The sequence below is a fragment of the Clavibacter sp. B3I6 genome (assembly GCF_030816895.1).
Taxonomy (GTDB): domain Bacteria; phylum Actinomycetota; class Actinomycetes; order Actinomycetales; family Microbacteriaceae; genus Clavibacter.
This window is the reverse complement of the sequence record NZ_JAUSYL010000001.1, coordinates 938,481-958,691: the sequence shown is the minus strand read 5'-3', so window position 1 is coordinate 958,691 and position 20,211 is coordinate 938,481. Positions and strand designations below refer to the sequence as shown.

Below are 20,211 nucleotides of genomic sequence, written 5' to 3'. Positions count from 1 at the left end.
CGCGGGTCAGGCGGCGAGCAGCGCGGCCGCGGCGCGCGCCGGGGCGAGGTCGACCTCGAGGGTCGACGTGCCCGCGTGGCGGAACGCGCCGGTGGAGGAGAACGCGACGCAGGCGGGATCGCCCGGGCGCGGCGCGGGCGCCTGCGCGGCGGACACGGGGACGGCGGGGGCGGACGGGGCGGTGGGAGCGACGGACACGGGCACGGGATCCTCCTGATCGGCCACCCGGGCGGGCGGTGACCCCAGGCTCCCGGACCCCGTCACGGCGCGCGTCCTCCTCATGGCCCCCGCCCCTCCTCCCGCGGCAGGAGATGCGCGGGGCCCGGAGGACCACCCGCGGTCAGGCGGTGGTGAGCCGGTACCCGCGCTTGATGACGGTCTGGATGATCCCGGCGTCGGGCAGCGACCTCCGCAGCCGGGAGATCGCGACGTCGACCGCGTGGTCGTCGAGCACCTCCGGGGTCGCGCGGGCGAGCACCCGGCGGGGCACGGTCGCGCCCTCGGCGGCGACGAGCGCGCGGAACAGCGCGAGCGGCACGGGGCTCAGGGTGAGGCGCTCGCCGTCGATCACCACGAGCCGCCCGCGGAGCTCGACCGTGCCGTGGCCGGTCGCGACGCGGGCCACGCCCGACTCCTCGAGGTGGGCGCACACGAGCCGGATGAGCGCGCCCATGCGGAAGCGGTCGGGCGTGATCGGCAGGATGCCCGCCTCGACGAGCGGCGCCGCGGTCACCGGGCCGACAGCCGCCGCGACCACCATCGTCCGCAGCGCCTCCTGCAGGTCCTCGAGCCGGCCGGCCGCGTCCGCCGTGGTGAACAGCGCCTCGACCGCGGGGGCGCTCGTGAACGTGACCGCGTCGATCCCGCCCGTGCAGAGCGCCTCGACGAGCCGCAGCACGCGCGCCGAGTCCTCGTGCACGGTCCAGCGGTAGGGCGCGACCGTGAGCACCCGGGCCCCGGCCGCCTCGAGGCGCGCGAGCTGCACCGGATCCGTGAAGCCGTGCAGCTGCACCGCCACGGTGACGCCGGCGACGTCCCCGCGGAGCACCAGGTCGACGAGGGACGTGGTGGTCTCGCGCTCGCTCATGCCGTGGTCGTCGAGGCTGGCGGCGCGGATGGCGCCGCGGGCCTTCGGGCCGCGGACGAGGATGCGCGCGCCGGCGAGGACCTCGGTGAGCTCGTCGCCGATGCCGGCGGCGTCGGCCGCCTCGAACCAGCGGCGGATTCCGTAGGACGTCGTCGCGAGGAGGATCCCGGGCCGATCGCGGATGATCGCGCGGGTCTCGGCCTCGAGCGCGGAGTCGTCGCTGACGCCCGTCATCCGGATGGTGGGGGCGTGCACCACGTCGGCGCCGCGGCGCTCGAACGCCGCGATGAGGTCCTCGGAGCGCCGGTCGGAGGTCACGGCGATGCGGAAGCCCTCGAGCTGGTCGGGCCGGAAGCCGGGCTCGGCGTCGGATCCGGTCATGGCGGGCGCTCCCTCGGCGGTCACGGCGTCGCCCGTGCCCGGCGGCCATCCTCCCACGGGGCGTGCCCGGCGGCCGCGGCCTCCTCGGCCCAGCCCGGCACGCGCACGACCTCGCCGACGACGATGACCGCGGGCGAGCGGGGCGCGACCGTTCCGAGGAGCCCGGCCACGCCGGAGACCGTGGTGACGGTGGTGCGCTGGTCGATCGCGTAGCCGCGCTCGACGATCGCGAGCGGCATGTCGGCGCGCATCCCGTGCCGCTGGAGCCCGGCGACGAGGTGCGGCAGCGTGCCGACGCCCATCAGCACGACGAGCGTGCCGCCGAGGCCGACGAGGTGCGACAGCTCGTCCTCGCTGAACGGCACGTGGCCGGAGACGACGGTGAACGCGCGGCTGACCTCGCGGTGGGTCACGGGGATCCCGGCCGCGGCGGGCACCGCGATCGCGCTCGTGACGCCGGGGACGACGGTCACGGGCACGCCCGCGGCGCGGCACGCGATGACCTCCTCGCCGCCGCGCCCGAAGACGAACGGGTCGCCGCCCTTGAGGCGCACGACGCGGAGGCCGCGGGAGGCGTGCTCCACGAGCAGCTCCTCGATCCGGCGCTGCGGCACGGCGTGGTGGCCGGGGGTCTTGCCGACGTCGATCAGCTCGGCGCCGGGGGCGAAGGCGGCCAGGTCGTCGGTGGGGCCGAGGCGGTCGTGCAGCACGACGTCGGCCTCGGCCAGGGCGGTGCGCGCGCCGACGGTCATGAGGGCGGGATCCCCGGGGCCGCCGCCCACGAGGGTCACGTGCCCGAGCGGCGTGGGCGCGGTGCCCTCGAGCGCCTGGAACCAGACGCGCTCGGCCCGGCAGGCCTCGGCCACCGCGGCGCGGCGGACGGGGTCGCCCTCCACCCACAGGACGAGGTCCGGGAGCGCGCGGTCCGGAAGCTCGCGGTCGAGCGCGGCGTCGAGCGCGGCGCCGGCCGCGTGGTCGGGCACGAGCTCCACGTCGGCGCCGTCCGCGGCGAGCGAGGCCGTGATCCGGCGGGTGGCGGCCGGTCCGCCGACCACCACGACGCGGCGGCCCTGGACATCGAGGGGGATCGGCACGGCTCACACCTTCCGGACGGGGATGGACGGTCCCGACAGCATGACGGATCCGTCGCGCTCCTCCGGGAAGGCGGGCCGCCGCTGGCCGCGCTCCTCGACCCGGGCGAGCGACGGGTCGGGCGTGGCGGGCGCGTTGACGAACGAGCGGAAGCGGCGGAGCCGGTCGGGGTCGGCGAGGGTGGCTGCCCACTCGTCCTCGTAGCCGTCGATCTGCAGCGCCATGGCCGCCTCGAGCTCCGCGGCGATGCCGAGCGAGTCCTCCACGACGACCCGGTGCACGTGCTCGAGGCCGCCCTCCAGCTCCTCCTGCCAGCGCGCGGTGCGCTGCAGACGCTCGGCCGTCCGCACGTAGTACATGAGGTAGCGGTCGATGTAGCGGATGAGGGTCTCGTCGTCGAGGTCCTTCGCGAGCAGCTGCGCGTGCGCGGGCGTGAAGCCGCCGTTGCCGCCGACGTAGAGGTTCCAGCCGGTCTCCGTCGCGATCACGCCGATGTCCTTCGCGCGGGCCTCGGCGCACTCGCGCGCGCAGCCGGAGACGCCCATCTTGAACTTGTGCGGCGAGCGCACGCCGCGGTAGCGGAGCTCCAGGTGCACGGCCATGGCGACGGCGTCCTGCACGCCGTAGCGGCACCACGTGGATCCGACGCACGACTTCACGTTCCGGAGCGCCTTGCCGTACGCCTGGCCCGACTCGAACCCGGCGTCGACGAGGATCCGCCAGATCTCGGGCAGCTGCTCCAGCCGCGCGCCGAACATGTCGATGCGCTGGCCGCCCGTGATCTTCGTGTAGAGGTCGTACCGCTCCGCCACCTCGGCGATGACCTTGAGCTTCGCCGGCGTGATCTCGCCGCCGGGGATGCGCGGGACCACCGAGTACGTGCCGTCCTTCTGCATGTTGGCGAGGGCGCGGTCGTTGGTGTCCTGCAGCGGGCCCTGGCCGGCGTCGAGGATGTAGCCCTTGGTCTGGGTGGCGAGCACGGAGGCGACGACGGGCTTGCAGACGTCGCAGCCGAGGCCCGACCCGAGGCGGTCGAACACCTGCGCGGCGGAGGTGAGGCCGAGGATCCGCACGGTCTCGAAGAGCTCGCTGCGGCTCACGGCGAAGTGCTCGCAGAGCGCCCGCGACACCTCGACGCCCGCCGCCTCGAGCTCGGTGTCGAGGATCTTCTTCACGAGCGGCACGCACGACCCGCACTGGGTGCCGGCGCGGCTGCAGGCCTTGAGCTCCGCGAGGTCGGTGCAGCCGGGGACGCCGTCGGCGCCGCGGACCGCATGGCGGACGTCGCCCGCGCTCACGTCGTTGCAGGAGCAGACCTGCACGTCGTCGGGCAGGTCGGTGGCGGCGGGCGGCTCGGCGCCGGCCGCGGAGAGGTAGGCGCCGGGCTCGGATCCGAGCTCGCGGCCGAGCAGGGGGCGGAGCGCGCTGTACGGCCCCGCGTCGCCGACGAAGACGCCGCCGAGGAGGGTCCGCGCGTCGTCGCTCATCACGATCTTCTGGTACAGCCCGCGGGCGGGATCCGCGTAGACGACCTCGAGCGCGCCCTCCGAGCGGCCCATCGCGTCGCCGAAGGACGCCACCTCGACGCCCGCGAGCTTGAGCTTCGTCGCGTCGTCGATCCCAGGGAACACGGCCTCGCCGCCCGTGATCCGGTCGGCGACGGTCTCCGCCATCGCGTTCGCGGGCGCGACCAGGCCGACGCACACGCCGTCGACCGCGGCGACCTCGCCGATCGCCCAGACGTGCGGGGCGGACGTGCGGCAGGCCGCGTCGATCGCGACGCCGCCGCGCGGGCCGAGCTCGAGCCCGGCGTCGCGCGCGAGCTCGTCGCGCGGCGTGATCCCGATGGAGAAGACGACGACGTCCGCCGGGATGGTCCGCCCGTCCGTGAGGGCGACGCCGATGACCCGGCCGGTCGGCGTCGTGAGGACCTCGGTGGGCCGGACGCCGAGGTGCAGCTCCACGCCGCGGCCGTGGACGATGCGGCCGAGCGCCTGCCCGGCGCCCTCGTCGAGCTGGGACGACATGAGCCAGCGGCCCGAGTGCACGACGGCGGAGCGGGCGCCGAGCGCGTGCACGCCGCCCGCGGCCTCGAGCCCGAGGAGCCCGCCGCCGACCGTGACGACGTCCACCGGCCGGCCCCGGCGCTCGCGGAGCTCCGTGATCTCGGCCACGAGGTCGGCGACGTCCCCGAGCGTCCGGTACACGCGGCCGTGCTCGGCGCCCGCGATGGGCGGCACGGTCGCGCGCGATCCCGTCGCGAGCACGAGCTCGTCGTAGGGGAGGACGTCGCCGTCGTCGAGGGCGACCGTGCGGGCGACCGGGTCGATGCGCGTGGCGAGGCGGCCGGGCCGGCAGTCGAGGGCCACGTGGTCCCAGAACGCGGCCTGGCCGAGGGTCAGGTCCACGTCGCCGTGCAGGCGCTTCGAGAGCTGCACGCGGTCGTAGGGGAGGTGCGGCTCGTCGCCGACCACCGTGATCCGGAGGGCGGGCGTCGACGCGTCCACGCGGGAGGCGAGGGAATCGGCGAGGCGGTGGGCCGCGGGACCGCCGCCCACGACGACGACGCGGCGGACCCCGTCGGGGCCGGTCGTGGGCGCCGCGGACGCGCCCGTCGGGACGGCGTGCAGGTCGGGCGTCGTGGCACCGGATGCGCTCATGGCTGGCCTCCTCCTCGGGTGTCCTCCCACGGTAGGCACGGCCCGTTTCGGCGTCGTTGCCCCCGTGTCACGCCGTGTGACGCGCGCCTCACGCCGATCCCGCACAGCCGAGAGGTCTTCGTTACGCCGCCGTCACGGCGGCGGTCGGAGACGGAAACACCGCCTCCCTAGCGTGGCCGACACGAGCCGCCCGGATCCCGGGACGGCCGCACCATCCGCCGCTCCACCCCGCATCCGACCGCGAGGAGACCGCATGACCATGACCGAGGTCGCCGCGTCCGCGCCCGGCACGACGTCGACGGGCCCCTGGCTCGCCGTGTGCCGGCTCGACCAGCTGGAGCCGCTGTGGGGCGAGGCCGCGCTCGTCGGCGGGGAGCAGGTCGCGCTCCTCCGCCTGCCCGACGACAGCGTGCGGGCCGTCGGCCACGCGGATCCCGCCACCGGCGCCTTCGTCATGGCCCGCGGCATCGTCGGATCGCGCGGCGGCCGCACCACCATCGCCTCGCCGCTGCACAAGGACGTCTTCGACCTCGACACGGGGGAGTGCCTCACGACGCCGTCGCTGCGCCTGCCGGTGTGGCGGAGCCGCGTGCGCGACGGCGTGGTGGAGGTGGCCCGCCCGGCGGCGCTCGTCGCGGCGTCGCACGGCACCTCGGATCCCGCCGGCCGCCGGGCCGTCGCCGCCCTCGTGCAGGCCGTGCGGGAGGCCCGGCCCGACCTCCGCGTCGCGGACGCGCACGTGGACGTGCAGCAGCCCGACGTGCCCGCCGCCATGGACGGCCTCGACGACCCGGACCGCGCGGTGGTCGTCGTGCCGCTCCTCCTGAGCGCCGGCTACCACGTGCACGTCGACCTCGCCGAGGCCGCCGCGGACGCCGCGCCCCGCGAGGTGCGGGTCACGGGGGCGCTCGGGCCGGATCCGCGCCTCGCCGTCGTCCTCGCCCGCCGCCTCCGCGAGGCCGGCCTCCGGGACGGCGACCGCGTCGTGCTCGCGGCCGCCGGATCCAGCGACGCCGGCGCCGTCGCCGACTGCCACGCGGTGGGCGCCCTGCTGCAGGCGGAGCTCGGCCGCGAGGTCGTCACGTCGTTCATCTCCGCCGCCCGGCCGCGCGTGCCCGCCGCCGTCCGCGCCGAGCGGGAGGCCCACCCCGGATCCCGCGTCGTCGTCGCCACCTACCTCCTCGCCCCCGGCTACTTCGCCACCCTCGCCGAGCGCGCGGGAGGGGACGCCACGAGCGCCCCGCTCCTCGTCGACGGCGAGGCGCCGCCCTCCGAGCTCGTCGACATCGTCGTCGAGCTGCACGCCTCGGCGGCCGTGCCCGTGCGCTGACCCGCGCCCGGCCCGCCACCTCCGCGCCCGCATCCCGGGCGCGGCCCTCCCGCCGCGCCCGCGGCCCCCCGACTGCACCGCACCTCACCCACCAGGAGACCCGCCATGACCGAACTCCTCCCGCCCGCGACCGGGCGCACCGCCCCCGCTCCCGAGCGCCCGACCGCGCCGCCCGCCGTCGACGCGCCCAGCGCCCCCGCGCCCGGGGCCCGCACCGTCGACGCGCACGGTGCGTCCGCCCCCGGCCTCACCTTCCGTGACGGCTCCGTGATCGACGGCTGGGACCCGGAGGACGCCCGCCAGTGGGAGGGCGGCGGCGCGCGCATCGCGGGCCGGAACCTCCGCTGGTCGATCCTCGCCGAGTTCCTCGGCTTCGTCGTCTGGCAGCTGTGGTCGATCGTGGTGGTGCAGCTCCCCGCCGCCGGCTTCGATCTGTCCACGGGCGAGGTGTTCTGGCTCATCTCGATGCCGAGCCTCGTGGGCGCGACGCTCCGCTTCCCCTACACGTTCATGGTCCCGCGCTTCGGCGGCCGCAACTGGACGGTGGTCTCGGCGCTCCTGCTCCTCATCCCGACGATCGCGCTCGCCCTGTGCGTCGGGAACCCGGAGACGCCGTTCGGCGTGCTGCTCCTCGTCGCGGCGCTCGCGGGCCTCGGCGGCGGCAACTTCGCGAGCTCCATGTCGAACATCACCTACTTCTACCCGCAGAGCCGCAAGGGCTGGGCGCTCGGGCTCAACGCCGCGGGCGGCAACCTCGGGGCGTCGGTGGCGCAGCTCGTCGTGCCGCTCGTGATCACGGTGGGCGCGGCGGCGACGCTCGACCTGCCGCTCGCCGGCTGGGTCTGGGTGCCGCTCATCCTCGTCGCGGCGTTCGGCGCGTGGCGGCGGATGGACAACCTGTCGCACGCGAAGGCGGACCTCACGGCGTCGCTCGCGGCCCTCCGGGAGCCGCACCTGTGGATCCTCGCGTTCCTCTACGTCGGCACGTTCGGCTCGTTCATCGGCTTCGCGGGCGTCTTCCCGAAGCTCATCTCGGACGAGTTCCCGGAGCTCTCGACGTTCGCCGTCGGCTCGGCCACGCTGTCGCTCGCGTTCCTCGGCTCGCTGATGGGATCGATCGCCCGGCCCCTCGGCGGCCGCCTCGCGGACCGGCACGGCGGCGCTGCCGTCACCATGGGCGCGTTCGTCGTGATGGGCCTCGCCGTGGTCGCGGTGATCGCCACCCTGCCGCTCGGCAGCTTCCCGCTCTTCCTCGCGCTGTTCCTCGTGCTCTTCACGGCGAGCGGCATGGGCAACGGCGCGACCTACCGCATGATCCCGGCGGTCTTCGCCCTGCGCTCGGGCACGGCGCGCGCCGGCCGCGGCTCGGGCGACGTGGGCACGCAGCGGAAGACCGCGGCGGCGCTCGGGCTCATCTCCGGGCTCGGCGCGTACGGCGGCTTCATCATCCCGCAGGTACTCAGCCTCTCGAAGACCGAGACCGGCGGCTACACGACCGGCCTCGGCGGCTTCGTCGTCGCGTACGCGGTGATGCTCGCGGTGACCGGGTTCGTCTACCTGCGGGCGGGCGGGATCCGCCGCGGGACCGACGCCGGCGCGCGCGTCTGATGCCGGCGGTCGCCGAGCAGGGCGCGGGCGCGGGCACCCGGGGGCATTGCCCGTACTGCGCGCTGCAGTGCGCCATGACCATGACGCCCACGGGGGCCGCCGCGGCGCCCGCCGACCCGCCGATCGCGATCGCCGGCCGCGACTTCCCCACGAACCGCGGCGGCCTCTGCCGCAAGGGCTGGACCAGCGCCGAGGTGCTCACGGCGGCAGGGCGGCTCACGCACCCGCTCGTGCGGGACGCGTCCGGCGAGCTCGTCCGCGCGACCTGGGACGACGCGCTCGACCTCGTCGCCGACCGGCTCCGCGACAGCCGCGCGCGCTTCGGCGCGGACTCCGTGGGCGTCTTCGGCGGCGGCGGCCTCACCAACGAGAAGGCGTACCAGCTCGGCAAGTTCGCCCGGATCGCGCTCGGCACCTCGCGCATCGACTACAACGGCCGGTTCTGCATGTCGTCCGCGGCGGCCGCCGGCAACCGCGCCTTCGGCGTCGACCGCGGCCTGCCGTTCCCGGTGGCGGACCTCGACGGCGCATCCACGATCCTGCTGCTCGGCTCGAACGTCGCCGCCACCATGCCGCCCTTCATCGGCCACCTCGGCGGCGCGCGGGCCGCGGGCGGGCTCGTGGTGGTGGATCCGCGCCGCTCGGCCACCGCGCACCTCGCGGACGACGGCCAGGGGATCCACCTGCAGCCCGCGCCCGGGACCGACCTCGTGCTGCTGCTCGGGCTCATCCACGTCGTGCTCGCGGAGGGCCTCGCCGACGACGCCTACGTCGCGGCAAGGACCACGGGCGTCGACGCCGTCCGCCGGAGCGCCAACGCCTGGTGGCCCGAGCGCGTGCAGTCCGTGACGGGCGTGCCGGTCGCGGAGCTGCGCCGGGTCGCCCGGCGGCTCGCGGACGGGCGCGGCACCTTCATCCTCACGGGCCGCGGCGTCGAGCAGCACGTCGACGGCACCGACACCGCGACCGCCGCGATCGACCTCGCGCTCCTGCTCGGGCTGCCGGGCCGGCGCGGATCCGGCTACGGCACCCTCACCGGCCAGGGCAACGGGCAGGGCGGGCGCGAGCACGGGCAGAAGTGCGACCAGCTGCCCGGCTACCGGCGCATCGGCGACCCGGTCGCCCGCGCGCACGTCGCCGCGGTGTGGGGCGTGGAGCCCGAGGCGATCCCCGGGCCGGGCGTCCCCGCGGTGGAGCTCCTCGGCGAGCTGGGGGAGCCGGGAGGGATCCGCTGCCTCCTCGTCCACGGCTCGAACGTGGTCGTCTCCGCGCCCGACGTGACCGCCGTGCGGCGCGGCCTCGCGCGCCTCGACCTGCTCGTCGTGTGCGACCTCGTGCTCTCGGAGACCGCCGCGCTCGCCGACGTGGTGCTGCCCGTCACGCAGTGGGCCGAGGAGGAGGGCACGACGACCTCGCTCGAGGGCCGCGTGATCCGCCGGCGTCGCGCCGTCGCCCCGCCGCCGGAGGTGCGCGGCGAGCTCGAGGTGCTGGCCGAGCTGGCCCGCAGGCTCCACGCCCCCTCAACCTGGCCGACCGACCCCGCCGTCGTGTTCGACGAGCTCGCGCGCGCCTCCGCGGGCGGCATCGCCGACTACTCCGGCCTCAGCCATGCGCTCCTCGACGACGACGCGGTGGAGGCCTTCTGGCCGTACCCCGTCGGATCCACGGGCACGCCCCGCCTCTTCGCCGACCGGTTCGCGCACCCGGACGGCCGCGCGCGGCTCGTCGCGGTGACGCCGCGGGACGTGACGGCGGGGGATCCCGCGCCCGTCGGCGGCGCGCTCACGCTCGTCACCGGACGGCTGCTCGAGCACTACCAGTCGGGCGCGCAGACGCGGCGGGTGCCGGAGCTGCAGGGCGCGCAGCCCGTGGCGCGGCTGCAGATCCACCCGTCGGCGGCCGTGCGGCTGGGGATCGTGCACGGCGCGCCGGTCGCGGTGGCCAACGCGCGCGGGGAGGTGCGGGCGGTCGCGGAGGTGACGGCGGGGATCCGGCACGACACGGTGTTCCTGCCCTTCCACTACGCGGGATCCGAGTGCGCGAACCTGCTCACGGCCGCGGCCGTCGACCCCGTCTCCGCCATGCCCGAGTTCAAGCGCACGCCCGTGACCGTCCGCGCCCTCGCGACGGCCGAGGAGGCGGCGCGTGGCTGACGGGGACGGCGGCGCGACGCGCGTGCTGGTCGTCGGCCACGGACCCGTCGCCGCGCGGCTGGTCGAGGGGCTGCTGCCGGCGGTGCGCGCGGGGATCCTCCGCGTCGTCGTCGCAGGCGCCGAGGACGAGGACCCGTACAACCGCGTGCTCGTCGCGGAGCACGCCGTGGGGCGCGCCGACCGGGCGCGCCTCGAGGTGGCCGACACGGCGGCCGCCGAGGCCGCGGGCGTGCGAGTGATCCGGCACGGCGCGGTGGTCGGGGTCGACCGCGCAGAGCGGACCGCGACCCTGCACACCGGCGAGGTCCTGCCCTGGGACCGGCTCGTCCTCGCCACGGGCGCCCGCGCGCACGTGCCGCCGATGGACGGGCTCGACGCGTCCCGGCACGTCCGCGGCGACGCCCCGCGGGATCCGGACGCGCTCGACCACGGGCGGCACCCGCTCCCCGCGGGCGTCGTCGCGCTCCGCGACTTGAAGGACGCGCGCGCCGTGCTCGCCGCCGTCAGGGCCGGGCGGCGCATCGTCGTGCTCGGCGCGGGGGTGCTGGGCATGGAGCTCGCGCTCGCCGCGGCCGAGCAGGGCGCCGACGTCGTGGCCGTGCACCACGGCGACGTCCCGATGGCGCGGAACCTCGACCGCGGCGGCGGCCGGACGCTCAGCCACGCGGCCGACGCGGCGGGCGTGGCGGTGGCGGCGCACGCGCGGGCCGAGGGCGTGCTGCTGCACGACCGCGGGACCGACGACGAGCGCTTCCAGGCGCTCCTGCTGGCCGACGGCGGGCGGATCGACGGCGACCTCCTCGTGCTGTCCTGCGGCGTCACGGCGCGCGACGAGCTCGCCACCGCCGCGGGACTCGCCGTGGGGCGCGGCGTGCTCGTGGACGCGGAGCTCCGGAGCTGGACCGACCCGGCCGTGCACGCGATCGGGGACTGCGCGCACGTCGCGGCACCGGGATCCGCGCGGGCCGACGGGCAGGTCGCGGGCGGGCCGTCCGGCCTCATCGGGCCGGGCTGGCGGCAGGCCGACGCGCTCGCCGGGCTGCTGGCCGCCGAGGCGGAGGCGGCGTCCGGACGGGCGGCGGGATCGGCGGGCGGGCGCACGAGCGCGGCGGCCCCGACCCCCGCCCTCCCGGGCGACACCGGTCGCCCTCCCGTCGTGATGCTCAAGGCCGAGGGGGTCGACGTGGTCGCGGGCGGCGACGTCGCCGCCGAGCCGTGGGACGACCCGCCCGCGCGGCGCCGGCGTCCCGGTCGCGCGCATGCCGCGTCCTGCGGGGCGGAGGCGCCCGACGCGGACGCGCCGTCCCCGCGCGAGGTGGCCGTGTGGACCGACCCGGCACGCGGCGCCTACGTCAAGACCGTGACGCGCGACGGGATCCTCGTGGGCTTCGTCTCCGTCGGCATGCCCCGCGCGGGCGCCGAGCTCACCCTCCTCTTCGAGCGCCGCGGCGAGCTCCCCGCTGACCGGTCCGTGCTCCTCCGCCTCGACGCCGCCGACGCCGGGGCCCTGCCGGCCGGCGATCCGCTCGCGCCCGACGCGACCGTCTGCTGGTGCAACGGCGTCACGGCGGGGACCATCGCGGAGGCCGCCGCGGGCGGCGCCGGGACGGTCGAGGAGATCGGCGCGTGCACGCGCGCGGGCACCGGCTGCGGCACGTGCCGGGGGCGGATCCAGGAGGTCCTCGCGTCGGCGGGCGGCCGGGCGGCGGCGCTGATGTGAGGGCGGGCGCGGGTCAGCCGGGCAGCGGGATCGCGCGCACGGCGTCGCCCGCGCGCGCCCCGGCCGACGGCACGACCGCCAGCGCGTCCGCGGCGGCGAGGCCCCGGAGCATCCCCGGTCCCTGCGCGGCGACGGGCACGAGCCGGCCGTCCGCGTCGAGGGCGCACGCGACGAGCCGGGTCGTGGATCCGCCCCCCGGCAGGTCGGCGCCCGCCGTCCACCGCGGCAGCGCGGGGGCGACGCGCCCGGCGAGGCCGTCCGCGAGCGGCGGGGCGAGCGAGAGCAGGCACGCGACGGCGGCGAGCGGGTTGCCGGGGAGGCAGAGCACGGCGCGCCCGTCGGGGAGCTCGGCGAGCATCACGGGGTGGCCCGGCCGCATGCGCACGGCGTCGATGACGAGGCGCGCGCGCAGGGAGTCGAGGGCGGCGCGCACGTGGTCGGCGGGGCCGCGGGAGCTGCCGCCCGTCGTCACGACGAGCGGCGCGGTGCCGCGGGCGATCGCGTCGCGCGTCGCGCGGGCGTCGTCGGGGACGCGGGTCGCGGATCCGGCCGCGAGCCCGCAGGCGGCGAGGAGCGCGGGCAGCGCGGGGCCGATGGCGTCGCGCACGCGACCCGGCGCGGGGACGCCGCGCGCGACGACCTCGTCGCCGAGGTGGACCACGTCGGCCGGGCACGGCGCGACCGCCGGCAGGACGTCGTGGCCCGCGGCGGCCGCGAGGCCGAGGCGCACCGCCGTCAGCCGGGTGCCCGCAGGGAGCAGGACGTCGTCGCGCCGCGCCTCCTCGCCCGCCGGCCGGATCTCCGCGCCGGCCCGCGCGCCGCCGACGGGCGCGAGCGCGTTGGGGCGGAGGACGCCTCCGGCGACGTCGCCGTGCTCGCTGCGGAGGACGCCCGCGGTCGCGGGCGGGACGGGCGCGCCGGTCGCGATGGGCCGCGCGTCGCGTGGGCCGAGGGGGACGGCGGAGGGGGCGTGCCCCGCGAGCACGGCCGCGCCGACGCGCCACGGGCCGGACCCGGGGGATCCGACGGCCCAGCCGTCCATCGCGGACACCGCCGTCGCGGGGAGGTCCGCGCGGGCGCGGAGGTCGTGGGCGAGGATCCGCCCGCCCGCGGCGTCCAGCGGCACGAGCTCGGGGGCGGCGGGGAGGCACCCGGCCATGCGCGCGCCGAGCCGGCGGGCCGCCGCGCGGGCGTCGTCCCACGACGCGTCCCGGAGGGCGGTCGGCGGAGCGGTCGCGCGCGCGGGGGCCGTGCCGGCGGGGTCCGTACCGGCGGGGTCCGTGCCGGTACTCGCCGTCCCGGTGCTCGCCGTGCCGGTCGCGCGGCCCGGCGTCACGCGCGGCCGCCCAGGTCGGACTCGGGCACGGGCGGCGCCTGGTCGGCGCGCAGCAGGTCGTCGACGAGCGCCGCCCCGCCGTCGGCGGCGACCGGGCCGACCGGATCCCGCATGTGGTCGATCTCGGCCGTGATCTCCGCCGCGAGCCGGCGCGCGTCCGCCGCCCCGCCTCCCGCGCGGCCGACCGCGAGCCCCAGCAGGAAGGTGGTGAGCGGCGCGGCCGGCCGGGCGATCCCGTGCGCGGCGTCGCGCGCCAGGTCGAGCACGAGGGCGACGTCGACCTCCTGCGCGGGCAGCTCGAGGAGCGCGGCCACGCGGGTCGACCCAGCCGTCGAGGACGGCCGGGTCCGCGGGCGCGGGGGTCACGGGCGCGGCGGCGGTCGACCCGGCGGCGGCGGTCGACGCGGCGGCGGGGGAGGCGTCAGCGGTCATCGGGGATCCTGTCGTCGGGGAGGCGGAGCCCGTGCGCGAGCGCGTCGGCGGGCGTGTCCACGTCGGCGCAGAGCCGGGCGGGGAGGTCGGCGTACGCGATGCGGTCCGCGTCGAGGGCGGCGAGCACGCGGCGGACGGACGCGCCGTCGAGGCCCGCGTCCGCGTCGACCGCGGCGAGTGCCGCCCGGAGCGACGTCGCGCGGTAGAGGGCGAGGAGCGGCTGGGCGCGCCCGTCGGGGTCGCGGGCGAGGATCGCGTCGCGCCCGGCGGCGTGCACCGCGTCGCGCCGGAGCGGCAGGAGCGCGGCGGCCGCCTCGGGGGCGCGGGCGAGGTCGGCGGCGAGGACGAGGATCCACGCGGTCGGGGCGGCGCCCGACAGGTCCCGGACCCCGGCGGCGAGGGCCGCGGCGGGCCCGCCGTGCGCGGGCTGCTCGTCCACGAGCCGCGCGGATCCGGCGGCTCGGCGCTGCGCGTCCGTCGCGCCGCCCGGTCGGTTGCCCAGACCGACGACGACGGTGCGCGCGCACCCGGACGCGGCGCGGACGGCCTCCGCGAGCAGCGAGGCGCCGGCTGCGGCCCCGTCGCGCGCGAGCGCGGTCTTGTCGATGCCGCCGAGCCGGCTCGCCCGGCCGCCGGCGAGCACCACGGCGGCCGTGTCGGCGGCGAGGAGCGGGTCGCCCGGCGCGCGGGCGGCCGGGAGCGCTGCCGCGAGCGCGGCCGGGAGCTCGGGCTCGGCGCGCAGGTCGAGCGCTGCTCCGCTCATGGGTCCTCCGGCCTGGTGCGCCCGGGGTCCGGGTGGTCATCGGTTCCCGGCTGACGCTATCGCCTCGGCGTTTCCGGCGCGTTGCGCGGGGCGCGTCGCCGCGTTGCCGCGACCTCTCAGGGCGTGCTCCGCCGCGTGAGGCCGGGATCCGGTCAGCGCGCGTCGTCCGCCTCGCGCCGGCCGAGCGCCACGTCCTCCGCGTCGATCATCCCGAGCACGGCGCGCACCGCGATCTCCGGGTAGCGGCCCTCGCGCCGGGCGACGAGCACGGCGGTCCGCTCGGCGTCGATCATGCGGCGCCGCACCCGGTCGTGGGTGAGCCGCTCGGCGGTCGTCTCGGGCAGCGCGTCGTCGCCCGGGCCGTCGTCGCCCTCGCGCAGCGCCTCGTCGCGCGCCGCGAGCCCCGCCCCGCGGGCCTCGTCGAGGAGGCGGTCGCGGTCGGAGCGCTCCTGGTCGTCGGCGGAGTGGCCGAGGCGGAGACGGCGGATGATCGACGGCAGCGCGAGCCCGCCCAGGAGCGTGCCCGCCACCATCACGAAGGCGAGGAACTGGAGGAGCTCCCGCTCGGGCGTCTCCGCGGGCAGGAGGAACGCGGCGGCGAGCGTCACCACGCCGCGCACCCCGGCGGAGGAGACGGCCGTGACCGTCCGCCAGGTCCAGGTGCGCGCCCGCATCCGGGCCGGACCGTGGTCGAAGAGCACCTTGGCGAGCGCCACGGAGGCGAAGCGCGCGGCGGTGAGCACCGCGAGCAGCAGGATCGACACCCCGGCGATGGCCCAGCCGTCGAGGCTCGACTCGGGCAGCCCCCGCACGATGCCGGCGAGGCTCAGCCCGATGAGCAGGAAGACCGCGTTCTCGAGCAGGAACTGGATCGTCCGCCAGTTCACCGACTCGGCGATCCGCGCCTCGGCCGACTGGATCAGCGGCGCGCGGTACCCGAGCACGAGGCCCGCGGCGACGACCGCGAGCACGCCGGATCCGCCGAGCTCCTGCGCGGGGATGAACGCGACGTACGGGATCGCGAGCGAGAGGCTCGTGTCGAGCACGGCGGAGCGGAGGAACCGGCGGACCGCGGAGAACAGGAACGCGACGGCGAGGCCCACGGCGACGCCCAGCAGCACGGCGACCGCGAACCCGCCCGCGACGTCGACCGGGTGCACGATGCCGACGATCGCGGCGATGGCCGTGTTGAGGGCGACGAGCGCGGTCGCGTCGTTGAGGAGGCTCTCGGTCTCGAGGATCGACATCACGCGCCGCGGGAGCCGCACGCGTCCCGCCACGGCCGACACCGCGACCGCGTCCGTGGGCGCCACGACCGCGCCCAGCGCGAGCGCCGCCGCCAGCCCGACCGCGGGCACGAGCGCCCACAGCGCGAGCCCGAACACGACGAGGGTCACCACGACGACGCCCACCGAGAGCACCACGATGCTGTCGCGCCGGGCCCGGATGTCCGCGAGCGGCGTGCGGATGGCCGCGGCGAACAGGAGCGGCGGCAGCAGCCCGTAGAGCACGGCGTCCGGCTCGATCTCGATCTGCGGCACCCCGGGCACGAACGACGCGACCGCCCCCACCGCCACCAGCGTGACGGGAGCCGACCAGCCCGCGCGACCGGCGATGCCGGACACCGCCACGGTGACGACGACGAAGGAGACGACCCAGGCGATGATCTCGGGCATGCGGTGTCCGTTCGTCAGGGGCGGGAGGGGCGAGGGGAGGGCGTGCGGGGCGGTGCGGTCGTCAGTCGGCGCGGATCCGCGCGCGGGCCGCGTCGAGGTCCCGCACGTCGAGCCCGTGGCCGCCGGGGCGCACGTGCGCGACGACGTCGGCGCCGCGGGCGGCGGCCTCGCGGACGGTCCGCTCCACGTCGACGAGCGGCGCCATCGCGTCCGCGTCGCCGTTGAGCAGGGTGATCCGCGTCCCCGCGAGGTCCGTCGCCGGCACGCGGTCGCCGAGCGGCCACCGTGCGGAGAACGCGACGCTCTCCGGCACGGCCGCAGGATGCAGCAGGGTGGTGGCCAGCGCCATGTTCGCCCCGTTCGAGAACCCGACCGCGACGATCGCGCGCCCCTGGAGATCGTAGGCCGCCCGGGCCTCGGCGACCAGGTCGGCGAGCTCGGCCGCGCGCGCGACCACGTCGTCGACGTCGAAGACGCCCTCCGCGTGGCGCCGGAACCATCGGGCCGCGGACCCCTCGCGCACGCTCCCGCGCGGCGCCAGCACGGGCTGTCCGGGCGCCACGAGCCGCGCGAGCTCGAGGCCCTGCCGCTCGTCGGCGCCCGTGCCGTGGAGGCCGAGGATCACCGGGCCGTCCTCCGCGCCCGGCTGCAGCACGTGCGGCGTGCGGTCGAGGATCCCGCTCACGCCACGGATCCCGCGGGGGCGTCCTCGACGTCGCCCGCGACGGGCGCGCGCTCCTCGTCGGGCAGGCGCAGCGGCGGCACGGCGGCCTCGATGTCGGTGCGGCTGGGCTCCAGCCACGGCGGGAGGCGGAGGCTGCGGCCGAGCTCCAGCAGCGGCTCGTCGATGTCGAACCCGGGGGTGTCCGTCGCGATCTCGAACAGCACGCCGCCGGGCTCGCGGAAGTAGACGGAGGTGAAGTACTGCCGGTCGAGGATCTGGGTCACGTGGTGCCCGCGGTCGGCCAGCTCGTCGCGCCACGCCTGCTGCGTCGCGCGGTCGGGCACGCGGAAGGCGACGTGGTGCACGGTGCCGCCCGCCGTGAGGCCCTGCGGCGCACCGGGCTCCGCGACGACGTCGACGATCGCGCCGGGGCCGCCGTCGCCCGCGGCGAAGCGGAAGCGGCCGTCCCGCTCGTCGACGAGCCGGAGCCCCAGGTCGTCGGTGAGGACGGCGGCGGTGCCCGCGGGATCCCGGACGGTCAGCACGGAGGAGTGCTGGCCGCGGATCGCGTGCTCGGCCGGGACGTCGGCGGAGTCCCAGGGTGCGCGGGGGTCGGCCACGGAGGACGCGACGAGGTCGATCCCGAGGCCGTCGGGGTCGCGGAGCGAGAGGCGCTCCTCCTCCGAGGAGGTCGTGCTTGTCGAGGACGCGACGCCGAGGCCGGCGAGGTGCTCGGTCCACCAGCCGAGGCTCCCGGCGGGCACGGAGAACGCGGTGGTCGTGGACTGGCCGGCGCCGACGCGTCCCGCGGGCACGCCCTGCCAGGGGAAGAAGGTGAGGAGCGAGCCGGGGCGGCCCTCGGCGTCGCCGTAGTAGAGGTGGTACGTGCCGGGGCTGTCGAAGTTGACGGTGCGCTTCACGAGCCGGAGGCCCATCGCGCGGACGTAGAAGTCGACGTTCCGCTGCGGGTCGCCGCCGATGGCGGTCACGTGGTGCAGTCCCTGGGTGGTGGCGGTCATGAGGCGCTCCCTTCGCGCGGCCCGATCGGGCCATGTCCATGCAAACGCATGGGACGCGGGATCATTCTCGCACCGCGCGGACGCCGCGGTGGGCCTCGCGCAGGTCGTCGAGCAGCGCGCGCGTCGCTGCCTCCAGGACCGCGTCGCGCCGCACCGCCATCGACAGCCGCCACGGGGCGTCGAGCCCCGCGACGCGGTGCACGGCGCATCGGCCGGGGTCGGCGAAGAGCGGCACGAGGGCGACGCCGAGGCCGGCCTCGACGTAGCGGGGGATCGCCGTGAGGTCGGCGACCTCGATGCCGACGCGCCGACCGACGTCGCGCGCCGCCAGCAGGCGGTCGGCGTGCACGCGGTTGCCGAAGCCCGCGGGCGTGTCGACGAACACCTCGTCGGTGAGGTCGCGCGCCTGGATCCGGGACCTGGCGGCGAGCCGGTGCCCGGGCGGCAGGAGCAGCACGGTCGGCACCTCCAGCACGGTCTCGAGCCGGAGCCGCGGGAGGTCGCCGGGCGGCAGCCCCACGAAGGCGATGTCGAGGCGCCCTGCCGCGAGGTCGTCGGCGAGGCCGCGCGTGCCCCGCGGGCTCGTGACGAGCTGCAGGTCGACGGCCGGATGCGCGGCGTGGAATGCGCCGAGGACGCGGGGGAGGTCGACCAGGTCGATGTTGGCGAACACGCCCAGGCGCACGCGGCCGCGCAGCTCGTGCCCCGTCTCCCGCGCCTCCGACTCGAGCCGGACGGCCGCCGCCACGGCCGCGCGGGCCAGCGGGAGGAGGCGCTCACCCGCGGCCGTGAGCGAGACGGGCGAGGTCGAGCGGTCGAGCAGCAGCGTGCCGAGCGACCGCTCGAGCGCCTGGACGGAGGCGGACACGGTGGACTGCGTGGCGTGCAGGCGGTGCGCGGCGCGCGTGAAGCCGCGCTCCTCCGCGACGGCGACGAGGTACTCGAGCTGGCGGGTCTCCATGGGCCCATCATCGCCCATGGGGATGGGTGACACCGATATTATCCGTTGGACACGATGGGCGCGCGGGTGGAGCCTCGGACCATGACCACCGAGCTCCTCGCCTCGCCCCCCGCGCCGTCCGCCGCGCGCCACCGCCTCCCGCACGCGGCCGGCTTCTGGACCACCGCCGTCGCCTTCGCCGTCGTGATGGCCTACGCCACCGTGCCGACCCCGCTCTACGCGCTGTACCAGCAGCGCGACGGCTTCCCGACCTGGGTCCTCACGATCGTCTTCGCGGCCTACGCCGTCGGCGTCGTGGCGAGCCTGTTCCTCGTCGGCCACCTCAGCGACCAGGTGGGCCGTCGGCGCCTGACGCTGCTCGCCGTCGGCGTCGAGGTGTTCTCCGCCGTGCTGTTCCTCTTCTTCCCGGAGGTGCCGGGGCTCGTCGTCGCGCGCCTCGTCAACGGCGTGGGGGTCGGGATGCTGACGGCGACGGCCACGGCGCACCTCGGCGAGCTGCACGCGGCGGCCCGGCCGGACGCCGGTCCGCAGCGCCCCGCCACCGTCTCGGGCGTCGCCAACATCGGCGGACTGGCGCTCGGCCCGCTCGCGGGCGGCCTCTTCGCCGAGTACCTGCCGGCCCCGCTCGTCCTCCCGCACGCCGTCTTCCTCGTGCTGCTCGTCCTCACGCTGATCGCCGTCGCGCTCGTGCCCGAGACCGTCCGCGAGCCCGCCCTCCGGCGCCCGTACCGCCCGCAGCGCGTGTCCGTCCCCGCGTCGGCGCGCCGGGACTTCGGAGCGGCGGCGGCCGCCGCCTTCGCGGCGTTCGCCGTCTTCGGCCTCTTCTCCTCGCTCACCCCGACCTTCCTCGCGGCCACGCTCGGCCAGACCGACCGGCTCGTCGCGGGATCCGTGTCCTTCGCCGTGTTCGCCGCGGCGGCCGTCTCCCCGATCGTGTTCGCGCGCGTCGGCCGGGAACGGCAGGTCGCGCTGTCGCTGGCGCTCCTGCCCGCCGGGCTGGTCATGCTCGCGGCGGGCGGGATCCTGGCGTCGCTCCTCCTGTTCGTGGCGGGCGGCGTGATCGCGGCGGCGGGTGTCGGGCTGTCCTTCCGCAACGCGCTCGCGACGGCCGCGTCGCTCGTCGCGCCCGCGCAGCGCGGCGAGGTGCTGGCCGCGGTGTTCCTCGTCGCCTACGCGGGCATGGCGATCCCGGCCGTGATCGCGGGCGTCGCCCTCGGCTGGGTCGCCCCGGTCGTCGTGCTGACCGCGTTCTCGGCGGTCATGCTCGTGACGACGGCGGTCTCCGGCGCCGCCCTGCTCCGGGTGGCGCGGCGCTGCTGACGGGCGGCG

The 20,211-nt window shown here is 77.4% G+C and carries 16 protein-coding genes; 5 read left to right on the top strand and 11 right to left on the bottom strand.

All coding sequences use genetic code 11. The annotated features are described in order from the left end of the window. Positions 1–6: 6 nt before the first annotated feature. The 4 genes from QFZ62_RS04470 to nirB form a co-directional block, all read right to left on the bottom strand. Positions 7–198 carry a hypothetical protein gene (locus QFZ62_RS04470; protein ID WP_307502234.1) on the bottom strand — a complete coding sequence of 64 codons (192 nt, stop codon included), beginning with the start codon at positions 196–198 and terminating at the stop codon, positions 7–9. A gap of 142 nt (positions 199–340) precedes the next feature. Beyond that, positions 341–1,468 (bottom strand): uroporphyrinogen-III synthase, encoded by a 1,128-nt coding sequence (locus tag QFZ62_RS04465; RefSeq protein ID WP_307502231.1) that lies wholly within the window; start codon positions 1,466–1,468, stop codon positions 341–343. Between the two features lie 20 nt (positions 1,469–1,488). Then, the gene (cobA, locus tag QFZ62_RS04460; protein WP_307502230.1) at positions 1,489–2,562 is read right to left on the bottom strand and encodes a uroporphyrinogen-III C-methyltransferase; all 1,074 of its coding nucleotides are present in this window, start codon (positions 2,560–2,562) and stop codon (positions 1,489–1,491) included. A 3-nt stretch (positions 2,563–2,565) separates the two neighbouring features. Then, positions 2,566–5,220 carry a nitrite reductase large subunit NirB gene (gene nirB / locus QFZ62_RS04455; RefSeq protein ID WP_307502227.1) on the bottom strand — a complete coding sequence of 885 codons (2,655 nt, stop codon included), beginning with the start codon at positions 5,218–5,220 and terminating at the stop codon, positions 2,566–2,568. A 253-nt stretch (positions 5,221–5,473) separates the two neighbouring features. On the opposite strand from nirB, the gene nirD reads away from it, so the two are divergent. The 4 genes from nirD to QFZ62_RS04435 all read left to right on the top strand — a co-directional run bounded on the left by nirD (position 5,474) and on the right by QFZ62_RS04435 (position 12,031). Further along, entirely contained in the window at positions 5,474–6,550 is a 1,077-nt protein-coding gene (nirD, locus tag QFZ62_RS04450) for a nitrite reductase small subunit NirD (RefSeq protein WP_307502224.1), read from the top strand. Positions 6,551–6,655: 105 nt separating this feature from the next. After that, a complete protein-coding gene (locus QFZ62_RS04445; protein ID WP_307502222.1) occupies positions 6,656–8,158 on the top strand; it encodes an MFS transporter in 1,503 nt (500 codons plus the stop codon). A gap of 74 nt (positions 8,159–8,232) precedes the next feature. Then, positions 8,233–10,311, top strand: coding sequence for a molybdopterin oxidoreductase family protein (locus QFZ62_RS04440; protein WP_373425940.1), 2,079 nt, complete (start codon positions 8,233–8,235; stop codon positions 10,309–10,311). Then, on the top strand, positions 10,304–12,031 hold the full coding sequence (locus QFZ62_RS04435) for an FAD-dependent oxidoreductase (RefSeq protein ID WP_307502216.1): 1,728 nt from the start codon (positions 10,304–10,306) through the stop codon (positions 12,029–12,031). Before QFZ62_RS04440 ends, QFZ62_RS04435 begins: the two co-directional genes overlap by 8 nt. A gap of 13 nt (positions 12,032–12,044) precedes the next feature. Here the strand turns inward: QFZ62_RS04435 and QFZ62_RS04430 are convergent, their stop codons facing one another. The 7 genes from QFZ62_RS04430 to QFZ62_RS04400 form a co-directional block, all read right to left on the bottom strand. Then, positions 12,045–13,367: a molybdopterin molybdotransferase MoeA gene (locus QFZ62_RS04430; protein WP_307502213.1), complete on the bottom strand. Its 1,323-nt coding sequence runs from the start codon at positions 13,365–13,367 to the stop codon at positions 12,045–12,047. Further along, positions 13,364–13,681, bottom strand: coding sequence for a DUF6457 domain-containing protein (locus QFZ62_RS04425; protein WP_307502210.1), 318 nt, complete (start codon positions 13,679–13,681; stop codon positions 13,364–13,366). The genes QFZ62_RS04430 and QFZ62_RS04425 overlap by 4 nt, the downstream gene beginning before the upstream one ends. Positions 13,682–13,788: 107 nt before the next feature. Continuing rightward, entirely contained in the window at positions 13,789–14,562 is a 774-nt protein-coding gene (locus QFZ62_RS04420) for an NTP transferase domain-containing protein (RefSeq protein ID WP_307502208.1), read from the bottom strand. Positions 14,563–14,714: 152 nt separating this feature from the next. Continuing rightward, positions 14,715–16,238, bottom strand: coding sequence for a sodium:proton antiporter (locus tag QFZ62_RS04415; RefSeq protein WP_307502206.1), 1,524 nt, complete (start codon positions 16,236–16,238; stop codon positions 14,715–14,717). 61 nt (positions 16,239–16,299) lie between these two features. Beyond that, positions 16,300–16,923 (bottom strand): alpha/beta hydrolase, encoded by a 624-nt coding sequence (locus QFZ62_RS04410; protein WP_307502204.1) that lies wholly within the window; start codon positions 16,921–16,923, stop codon positions 16,300–16,302. Beyond that, complete coding sequence (locus tag QFZ62_RS04405; RefSeq protein WP_307502201.1) at positions 16,920–17,921, bottom strand: ring-cleaving dioxygenase; 1,002 nt, start codon at positions 17,919–17,921, stop codon at positions 16,920–16,922. The genes QFZ62_RS04410 and QFZ62_RS04405 overlap by 4 nt, the downstream gene beginning before the upstream one ends. Before the next feature lie 61 nt (positions 17,922–17,982). After that, positions 17,983–18,882 (bottom strand): LysR family transcriptional regulator, encoded by a 900-nt coding sequence (locus QFZ62_RS04400; protein ID WP_307502199.1) that lies wholly within the window; start codon positions 18,880–18,882, stop codon positions 17,983–17,985. Between the two features lie 81 nt (positions 18,883–18,963). Here QFZ62_RS04400 and QFZ62_RS04395 point away from each other — a divergent pair, with 81 nt between their 5' ends. Then, positions 18,964–20,202: an MFS transporter gene (locus QFZ62_RS04395; RefSeq protein WP_307502196.1), complete on the top strand. Its 1,239-nt coding sequence runs from the start codon at positions 18,964–18,966 to the stop codon at positions 20,200–20,202. The last annotated feature ends 9 nt before the right edge of the window (positions 20,203–20,211 follow it).